At 34.6% G+C, this 9,735-nt stretch carries 11 protein-coding genes and 1 pseudogene; 7 read left to right on the plus strand and 5 right to left on the minus strand.

All coding sequences use genetic code 11. The features are described from left to right. Positions 1-147 precede the first annotated feature (147 nt). Positions 148-438 (plus strand): cytochrome c, encoded by a 291-nt coding sequence (locus tag D6734_13270; GenBank protein ID RMF91970.1) that lies wholly within the window; start codon positions 148-150, stop codon positions 436-438. Positions 439-470: 32 nt separating this feature from the next. On the opposite strand, the gene D6734_13275 is transcribed toward D6734_13270, so the two are convergent. Genes D6734_13275 through ruvX form a run of 3 tightly spaced genes read right to left on the minus strand, consistent with a single transcriptional unit; the run spans position 471 to position 3,140 of the window. Beyond that, on the minus strand, positions 471-1,706 hold the full coding sequence (locus D6734_13275) for a U32 family peptidase (protein ID RMF91971.1): 1,236 nt from the start codon (positions 1,704-1,706) through the stop codon (positions 471-473). Next, a complete protein-coding gene (mltG, locus tag D6734_13280) occupies positions 1,693-2,712 on the minus strand; it encodes an endolytic transglycosylase MltG (protein ID RMF91972.1) in 1,020 nt (339 codons plus the stop codon). The genes D6734_13275 and mltG overlap by 14 nt, the downstream gene beginning before the upstream one ends. Further along, positions 2,709-3,140 carry a Holliday junction resolvase RuvX gene (gene ruvX / locus D6734_13285; GenBank protein RMF91973.1) on the minus strand — a complete coding sequence of 144 codons (432 nt, stop codon included), beginning with the start codon at positions 3,138-3,140 and terminating at the stop codon, positions 2,709-2,711. The genes mltG and ruvX overlap by 4 nt, the downstream gene beginning before the upstream one ends. 119 nt (positions 3,141-3,259) lie before the next feature. Between ruvX and D6734_13290 the strand changes: the two genes are divergently transcribed. Next, positions 3,260-3,745 carry a metallophosphoesterase gene (locus tag D6734_13290; protein RMF91974.1) on the plus strand — a complete coding sequence of 162 codons (486 nt, stop codon included), beginning with the start codon at positions 3,260-3,262 and terminating at the stop codon, positions 3,743-3,745. Positions 3,746-4,007: 262 nt separating this feature from the next. Here the strand turns inward: D6734_13290 and D6734_13295 are convergent, their stop codons facing one another. Continuing rightward, positions 4,008-4,637, minus strand: a complete 630-nt coding sequence (locus D6734_13295) for a phosphoribosylanthranilate isomerase (protein ID RMF91975.1) — start codon at positions 4,635-4,637, stop codon at positions 4,008-4,010. 254 nt (positions 4,638-4,891) lie between these two features. Between D6734_13295 and D6734_13300 the strand changes: the two genes are divergently transcribed. From D6734_13300 to D6734_13320, 5 genes and pseudogenes are all read left to right on the plus strand, one after another. Then, entirely contained in the window at positions 4,892-5,359 is a 468-nt protein-coding gene (locus D6734_13300; GenBank protein RMF91976.1) for a CBS domain-containing protein, read from the plus strand. Beyond that, complete coding sequence (locus D6734_13305) at positions 5,360-6,538, plus strand: cation:proton antiporter (protein RMF91977.1); 1,179 nt, start codon at positions 5,360-5,362, stop codon at positions 6,536-6,538. A 3-nt stretch (positions 6,539-6,541) separates the two neighbouring features. Then, on the plus strand, positions 6,542-7,336 hold the full coding sequence (gene otsB / locus D6734_13310; GenBank protein ID RMF91978.1) for a trehalose-phosphatase: 795 nt from the start codon (positions 6,542-6,544) through the stop codon (positions 7,334-7,336). Between the two features lie 66 nt (positions 7,337-7,402). Further along, positions 7,403-8,008: pseudogene (locus D6734_13315) on the plus strand (hypothetical protein). A gap of 2 nt (positions 8,009-8,010) precedes the next feature. Beyond that, a complete protein-coding gene (locus tag D6734_13320) occupies positions 8,011-9,222 on the plus strand; it encodes a glycosyltransferase (protein RMF91979.1) in 1,212 nt (403 codons plus the stop codon). Between the two features lie 24 nt (positions 9,223-9,246). Here D6734_13320 and D6734_13325 read toward each other — a convergent pair. Then, positions 9,247-9,735, minus strand: a 489-nt coding sequence (locus tag D6734_13325; GenBank protein RMF91980.1) for a hypothetical protein, incomplete at its 5' end; no start/stop codon positions are given.

The following is a 9,735-nucleotide window of genomic DNA, read 5'->3' on the forward strand; positions in this document are numbered from 1 at the left end:
CTTTATTTCTAAAGATTTCCATCTGTCAATCTTTATACAGTTTAAAATTAGTTAACAACATATTTTATCATTCTCTTGACAAATGAATCTGTAAAATTTATTTTTTCATTAATGAGGGTATCATAACTTTTAATTTGGAGGTTTTTTATGAAGAAGAGTTTTTCGATTTTTCTAGCCCTTTATTTTGCTGCAATAATTGGGCTCGTTCAAATCACAACCGAAAACAAAGCCTTTGCAGCGAGCGGGAAAAAACTATTCAAAAAAAATTGTCAATCCTGCCATGGGAAAAAGGGGAAAGGTGCAAACGCACCAAATATTCAGGATGAAAGATTTAAAGAATTCAAACGGACAGTCAAAAAAGGAAAAGGCTCAATGCCCTCATTTTCTTCTCTTAAAAAGAGAAGCATCAAAAAGATATGGAAGTATGTAACAAGATAAAAACATCCTGCCAACGATTTGAGGCAGGCAATCTAATTGCCTGCCTTTTTTCTAAGAAAATCTCCCGGTTTAATATCAATATTCGGGACCTTAATATCTATATTCATCCCCGGATGTGCTTTTTCCAATCTATCATTGCTATCAATCATCATTTCTTTTAGTTCAAATCTAAATGTTTTGAATCCGGGTAAAAGACACTCAACAATATCTCCTATTTTTATTTGATTTTTTATTTCAACATTAACAACTTTGCAATTAGCAAAGGACTTTACAACGCTTTTTACAATCCCTACGGGGATATAATCCTGAATATAATTATCTTCATAAAAAAAACTGTCATCATCTTCTACTGATATAAACCCTTCGGTGTATCCTCGGTGGCTTATTTTTTTCAATTCGTCCAACCACTCCTGACGAAAACTAAAATTTTCTCCTTCTTTTAAAAATGTATCTATAATATCACGGTAAACCCTCACTACAGAGGCAAGGTAATAGGAGCTTTTGTTTCTTCCTTCAATCTTGAAAGAATCAATTCCTATCTTTGTCAATTCTGGGATTCTTTTGGCAAGACATAGGTCTCTATAATTCATTATTAGAGTGCCCTTGCTATCTTCCTCTATAGGAAAATACATCCCTTTTCTTGTCTCTTCCACAATACTATATCTCCACCTACATGGTTGAGTACAATCTCCTCTGTTAGCGCTTCTTTTGTTAAGATATTCGCTCAAATAACATCGCCCTGAATAAGAAAGACACAAAGCACCATGAATAAACAGTTCGAGCTCAACATCGGAAATATCTTTTCTAATTGCTTTTATCTCATCAAGTGTCAATTCTCTTGCAAGCGTGACTCTTTTTATATTGCTGTGTTTTTTCCAAAACTTGATGGATGCACTGTTGGTTGTATTTGTCTGCGTGCTTAAATGAATAGGAATATGTGGTAGTTTTTCATTAATAAAACCGATTACTCCCGGATCAGTTACAATAAATGCATCAGGTGAATATTTCTTTAAAAAGTGTATAAACTTTTCGAGCTCTTTTATGTCTTCATTGCGAGCAAAAAGGTTTAAACAAAGATAAAGTTTTTTGCCTTTATCCTTCACAAATGAAAGAGCTTTTTCTATTCCTGATTCATCGAGTTCCGAAATAGCCCGCAAACTAAATCCTTTTACTCCGGCATAAACTGCATCGGCACCATAATGAAGGGCTGTTTCAATTTTCTCGATACTACCTCCTGGTGCAAGCAATTCAGGTTTAAAGTTTGCCATTGGACTTCTGCTTTTGGCTTAATTTGTATTCATTTACCGCATTAAGGTGTTCACTGTAAGTTTTAGAAAATTTATGCCTTCCCTCACCGGCAACTACAAAATAAAGATAATCTACATCAGCAGGATTAAGCGCCGCTCTAATAGATTTTTCACCCGGATTACAAATAGGTCCCGGAGGTAATCCGGAATATCGATAGGTATTATAAGGAGAATCATAGTTCAAATCTTTCCTGTAAAGGCGGCTGTTGAATTTCTTTTTAGCATAAATGACTGTGGGGTCACATTGGAGAAGCATTCCTTTCTTGAGGCGATTATAAAAAACTGCAGCAATTATTGGTTTTTCTTCGTCAAGATAAGTTTCTTTTTCGATCATCGAGGCAATAGTCAAGATTTGATGTAGATTCATTCCCATAGACTTCATCTTTGCTTCATCATCAGGTGTTATTCTTTTCTTTAGCTCTCTGACCATAGTCCGTAAAATATACCTCGCGCCTGACCTTTTTGTAAATGCATATGTATCCGGGAAAAGGTAGCCTTCAAGAGAGATTGCATCGATCCCCAATGATTTTATGAAATCTCTGTTTCGCGCAAGAGAAAGGAATTCATCCTTTTTTACAAGATGTTTCTTTTCAAGTTTCTCAGCTATCTCTTCAAGTCTTATACCTTCAGGAAAGGTTATATAATACTTCTTTTCCTCCCCGCTTTTCAAAATATTCATTATCTCCTCAGGACTCATATTGCGCCTCAACTCGTACTCGCCCGATTTAAGCTTTGTTTCATTTCCCTCGAGGATTGTCATAACCTTGAAGAGAAAAGCGCTCGAAATCAAACCCTTCTTCTTCAACCTCTTGGCAATCTTATCCATTGGCATATTATCTTTAATATTGAGGACAACTGTCCTTTGTCCTGACGAGCAAGGTGTTTTTTTGAAAACTGTATAAATTCTAAATACCCATATGAAAACAATCAAAGTGATTATCAATATGGCTTTAAAAAAACTTTTCATTTTTCCCTTTTTCCGAGTGTTCCAATAGAATCAAGATATGCTTGAAGAATTATTACAGCAGAAACCTTGTCCTTGAGAGCTTTCCTTTTTTTCCTTCTTACATTTCCTTCAATAAGCGCTCTGGTAGCTTCTTTTGTCGAAAATCTTTCATCCCATTGTACTAATTCAACACCTTTTAAAGAATTTAGCTTTGACACGAAAGAAAGAGTTTCTTCCCCTTGTTTTCCTATTTTACCATCTTTATCAAAGGGCATTCCATAAACAATTTTCTCTACATTATATTTCTCAACAAGTTTATATATTTCATTTACGGCTATCAAATCATTATCCCTCATTATCGTTTCAAGTCCCCGCGCAATAATCCCTCTTTCATCACTCAGAGCAATTCCAATCCGCCTTTCACCAATGTCCAAACCAAGTATTCTCATCTATATCGTATGCTCCAATTTAATAGAAAAGATGCAACATTACAGATTAGTATCTTGACACAAATTCTTTTATTTATAGTATTTTGTATTGAAAATTTAAACAAAAAAGGAAGTTTTTTATGAAAATTGGGATCGTTGCTGATTCACACGACAATATAACAGTCATTGAAAATTGTGTAAAAGTCTTTAAAGAAGAAAATATCGATATTTTGCTTCATGCAGGCGATATCGTTGCACCCTTTGCTCTCAAAGCATTTTTTTCATTAAACAAAAAGATTGTAGCCGTTTTTGGAAATAACGATGGTGAAAAACTTGGATTAAGAACGACATTGGAAAATAAAGGTGAAATACACAATGAGCCATATGTAGGCAAGTTGGATAAAATTAGATTTATGCTTACTCATAGAGCTGAAATAGCATTGCCTGCAATGGAATCAAATCTTTATGACTTGGTAATCTTCGGACATACGCATCTTCTCAAAATAGAAAAAAAATCTGATAGATACCTTATCAATCCCGGAGAGTTATGCGGTTGGGTTTCTGGAAAGAAAACAGCTGTTATATATGACACAATTAAGAAAGAAGCCAAAATCATTAATTTATAAAAATAATCTTTTATCTCCTACATATTGAATAAGCGTACAAGTCCTTTCCAAAAAAAATCATCTTCAAAAAAATCGGTTGCTATTCGATTCTATAGGACTTTCTATAAAGTCGAACACTTAAAACTCTTTGATAGTTTTGACAAGTCGGAAAAGGTAAAAAAAACTATTTCTTAGGTAAATCTTCTCCTATAGTGTGTCCTGTTATTTCTATTAAGTGAAAAGATTAGAAAAAAATGAAGGGAAACTATAAAATCACTTCCTATCAATATTGATTCAAAAAAGCTTTCTTAGCTTCATATATATATTTTTCAACTTTATCAAAGTCTTTCTTGCCCGGTATTGATTCAACACCGCTTGCAACATCAACAGCGTAGGGATTGACTGAATTTATCGCATCCGCAACATTATCAGGATTAAGTCCTCCAGAAAGTATTATTTTCCCGTACTCTTTCGCCTTCAATGCTAAATCCCAATTAAAGGTTTTACCTGTGCCTCCAAGTAGATTTTCATCATATGTATCAACCAAAAACACAGAAACATTGGAGTAATTTTCCATAACTTTAATGCTTCCCTCATCTTTTACTCGAATCACTTTTATCACTTTAAATTCTTCAAATGCTTCGAGATATCGAGGACTTTCATTCCCATGAAACTGCAGATAGTCAAGATTACAATACCTTGCAATTTCCTTTACTTTTTCTATCGACTCATTTACGAACACTCCTACAGCATTGACAAAGGGCGGCAGAGAAGCAATGATTTCATATGCTCTTTGTGGAGAAATAGATCGTTTACTCTTCTCATAAAAAATAAAACCTAAGGCATCTACACCTTTTTCCGCACAGTAAAGAGCATCTTCTTTATTAGTTATTCCACATATTTTTATCTTCATAAGTAGAAAGGGAAATTAATACAGAATTTTCATAGAATTAGAATACTAAAATCATATGGACAAAACCACTTTTTTTTAGTTAAAATAGAAAACACTTTTCAGCATTTCTTGCCAGCAGGCCAAAATATTTTAGACCGCTGACAGTTGGATTTTCTATTTCTAATAAATTATTAGATGTTTTTCATTGATTTAAAATTAACATAACAAATTCACTAAGATAAATTATTTAAAAGGAAGAAAAAAAGAGAAAAAATATGCTGATTAAAGAAATTATGACAACTGATGTCATTTCAGTGAAAAGATCGACTACCTTCAGTGAACTTCTTGAAAAGTTCAAAGACTTTCATCTCTTCCCAATGGTGCCTGTGATTGAAAATACTGGCAAACTCGTGGGAATTGTTTCATTTAGGGACTTAATCAGCATTTTTACTCCTGTAAAAAATGACATTATCAAAAGAATGCCCTTTGTTGAACAGGAAGAAGCAGATATCTTCAATGTCGACTTAGCTCCTGAAATGGGAAAACTTATCGTAGTTGAAGACATAATGGATAAAAGGTTTATAGCTTTGGAAGAAGAAATGACAATCGAAGAGGCATTCAATTTGATGAAACTTCACAAGAAAGATGAACTACCTGTTATTGATAAAGAAGGTAATTTAAAGGGCTTAGTTGGCATCTTTGATATTGTATGCAGTGTATTCAAGGAAAGAGGTATTTTATAAATGAATCTTATATTGGGGACAGGTTTTATATTCCTTACATCATTATTGTCAGCAAGAATAATAGGCAAGTTTAAACTTCCTGTAGTAACAGCTTACCTTCTTCTTGGTATATTGATTGGTCCGCATATCCTTAAACTGGTCCCAGTAAAGCTATTGAGCGTATCTAATATTGTTTCAAATATCGTTCTTGGAATAATTGCCTTTGGAATTGGACAAAACTTTCAGATAAGCACATTTAAAAAAATAGGCAAATCAGTAACATGGATTTCAGTGCTTGAGTCTATTGGAGCATGGACACTCGTTACAGCGGCATTCTTTTTCATTGTTAGGCAACCGTTATATGTTTCGCTATTATTTGGTGCAATTGCGGCAGCAACAGACCCTGTTGCCACAATAATGGTAATAAGAGAATATAGGACAAAGGGGGTTTTTACAGATACGCTTTTAAGCGTTGTAGCCATAGATGATGCATGGGGGCTTATAATATTTGCCCTTTCACTTGCCATTTCTCGTGCTCTTTATGGGCATCAAATCGCTCCCACATATCTTTTGGAAACATTGGGCTTTTCTCTTCTTGAAATTTTTGGAGCTTTTATTTTAGGTGGAATTGCTGCATTCGTACTTTCTTATTTCTCCAAATATATAAAGAGCAAAACAGAACTTCTTACATTTACACTTGGATTTGTTTTACTTGTAATCGGGCTTGCAATTGAATTAAGGTTGTCTGTTTTGCTTGCTAATATGTTTTTTGGTTCAGTCCTTGTAAATATAAATAAGTCTTCTTTCCAATTTTTTGACATTCTCAATACAATCGATTCTCAACTCTTTTTAATCTTTTTTGTCCTTGCAGGGGCAAATCTTGAAGTTGGACTCTTGCCGAAGCTTGGCTTATTGGGAGTCTCTTATCTCCTTGTAAGAGTAGTGGGAAAAGTTTCCGGCGCAGGACTTGGCGGTATATTGGGAAAATCTCCTTCAAATGTTAGAAAATACATTGGATTTGCACTTGTGCCTCAAGCCGGTGTAGCCCTTGCCTGCGCTCTTATAGCAAAAAATGACTTTCCAGAGATTGGTAATATGATTTTCAGCACAATTGTTGCAACAACAGTAATTTATGAGTTGATTGGTCCAATTTGCAGTAAATTTGCCCTTGTAAAAGCCGGCGAAATCACAAAAGAATAAAAAATGAAATATCTTTTCTTCGCTCTCGATGAAATCAAAAGAAAAATGAAAAAGAAGAACATTTTTCTCTTTTTGGACTACGATGGAACTTTATCTCCAATTGTTGATTCACCAGATAAAGCTATTCTTCCCAATGAAACAAAAGAAACCATACAGAAGCTTTCCAATCTAAAAGATTTTGGAATTGCTATAATAAGCGGCAGAGCAATAAATGATATCAAAAAAAGAGTGGGGATAAAAAAAATAATCTATGCAGGAAATCATGGATTTGAAATTGCAGGAATAAAAAAGAAGCCTAAAATAGGGGGATTAGAAAAATTTAAAAAAACTTTAAAGAAAATCAAAAAGACATTGAATGAAAAAGTCGGCAAAATCGAAGGCGTAATAATAGAATGTAAGGGAATATCCCTTACATTCCACTATAGAATGGTAAATGATAAAGATGTAAGATATGCAAAAAAAATATTCAAAAAAATCGTCAATAAATATGTTGATAATGAAGAAGTTCGTTTGAAAGGTGGCAAAAAGGTTATTGAAATAAGGCCACCTGTCGATTGGGATAAAGGCAAAGCGGTATTATTTATTTTGAACGCTATAGAAAATAAATTTAAAAGGAAATTTTATCCTATTTATATCGGCGACGATAAAACCGATGAAGATGCATTCAAGGTGTTAAATAAAAAAGGACTTTGTATCAGAATTGGAAGGTCGAAAAAAACATTTGCAAATTATTATTTAAAGAATACGGCTGAAACAGTAAAATTTCTTGAAAGATTGATAACTTTTAAAGAGGCGTAAAAAATGGCAAGTCTTGAAAGAGCAAAACAACCTTTTCACTTCCATACCCGGCTTCACCTCTCAGAGCTTACAGGGCTTAGAGCAAGCAATTTAAATGAATTCCTATATCTTTTAAAAGAAGTTCCCGGCTCTTGCATATATCATCACACACATAGGTTTTTGCAGCAGCATCAATATATTTCCCCTGCCCCTCCTAATGATTTTGCCCTTTGGGTAGAAGAAGCTCTCAATGAGGATGAGCTTGCAGAAAAACTTGCAAGCATAGATACGATAGAGTTTTCAACAATCAGAAGTCTGCGGGAAAAGATAATATCTACAATCGAAAATTATCTCAATGAAAACCCAATGGCTAAACTCAAATTTGCAAGAAAAGGAGAGGAATTCGACTTTGTCAAATCAGTGAGTTTTATTATTCCTACAAAATATAAAGCACATAATACTAAAGAATTTCTTGAAATTCTCAAAAAGATAACTATTGATTCGATTTACTTTCATATCTTTGAGGCACGCCTGAGGCTTGAAAGAGGAACAAATGATTTTTCATATTGGTTTGAAACATCAGTATGGAACAAAGGGTTAGCTGACAAAATTGCTAAATTAGATCCGTATACATATACACTTGAAAATTTGAGGTCTGCAATAATCGAAATAATTGAAAATGACAAGGGTTAACAATGGCAAAAATAGATGAATATATACCAATTGTTGGACAGGCAGTAATCGATGATTTGAAATTGCTCTCCGAAAAACTTAACGGAAAAGTGATACAAAATGTAAATTCCACTTCTGTTGGGGGCGGAGTTGCTGAAATACTAAATAGAATGATTCCGCTTCTTCGAGAAATAGGTGTCAACGCCGAATGGGATGTAATAGATGGCAATCCAGAGTTCTTTGATGTAACAAAAAAATTTCACAATGCGCTTCACGGCAGTAAGGTCAATATAATTCAGAAGGACTTTGAAACATTTCTTGCAACGAGTGAAGAAAATATAAAAAAAATGGAAATCAAGGGGGATATAGTATTTATTCATGACCCTCAGCCCATAGCATTGGTAAAAAAGAAAAATGACAATAAATGGATATGGCGATGTCACATCGATGTTTCAAATCCCGAACAATCAGTTTGGAATTTTCTAATGCAATTTATTGTTAACTATGATTCATCAGTCTTTTCTGCGCCTGTATTTTCACAGAAACTTCCAATAAGACAATTTATGATTTCTCCTTCCATTGACCCATTGAGTGATAAAAATAAAGAGCTTCCACAGGATGTTATAGATAAGGTAGTGGAAAAATACAATATACCGACTGACAAACCAATAATTACTCAAATATCCCGTTTTGACAGACTGAAAGACCCTGTAGGAGTTATCGATGCATATAGGCAGGTAAAAAGACATATCGACTGCCGCCTTATTTTAGCTGGCGGTACTGCTACAGATGACCCTGAAGGACTACAGGTCCTTGAAGAAGTGCAAAATAGAGCTGATGGAGACAAGGATATACTCATACTACTCTTGCCACAGGATGACATCGTTATCAATGCCATTCAGAGGATTTCTACTGTCATCCTACAAAAATCCATCAAAGAAGGCTTTGGATTAACTGTTTCCGAAGCCCTTTGGAAAGCTAAACCGGTAGTTGCATCCAATGTTGGTGGAATACCTCTTCAGATAAAACACAAACACACTGGTATGCTTTGCCATTCAATCGAAGGAGCGGCTTTTGCCTTAAAACAAATACTCAATTCACCTGAATTAGCTAAACGCCTTGGTGAAAATGGCAAAGAGCATGTGCGTCACAACTTTCTTCTGACACGACATATGAAGGAATATATGCTTCTATTCCTCTCCTTGTACTGTAATGACGATATAGTAAGATTGTAGAAACTATTCTTCTCTCAGTGTAATTTACAATACTCTGACCTTGCAGATTTCCCCCGGCTCCGCCTTCATTTTAACGCCGGCTTTTTCAGCAAATCTTTCCCATACAGGAATGCACCACTTGTTGCAGACATCCTTCCATTCAATCTCATATGTGCCAAGATATTTTTGGATATTTTCAAGGATATCCTTATAAGGACAGGGAAAAGAACGCTCATTCTTTTTGATATCTATATGTTCATACAACTGATATGAACAACTTGTTCTTTCAAATATGCCCCATAAATAGAAATCCTTATTTCCTGTCCTTTGAATTGCCGGTTTGATATGCCTTTCTATAACAGGATTCAGTACATTCGTATAATGTTCAACAAATTCCTTATCAATCCCCTTTCTCACAGAAAAATCGAGGTTTCTCAAGTGCACCTTTACAAGGGCATCGTAAAATTTATGAGGATAGGGGTCTATATTGCTGTAAGTCTTAACAAGGACCTTCAGGGCATCTGAAAGGTCTTC

This window comes from Candidatus Schekmanbacteria bacterium, from assembly GCA_003695725.1.
Classification (GTDB): domain Bacteria; phylum Schekmanbacteria; class GWA2-38-11; order GWA2-38-11; family J061; genus J061.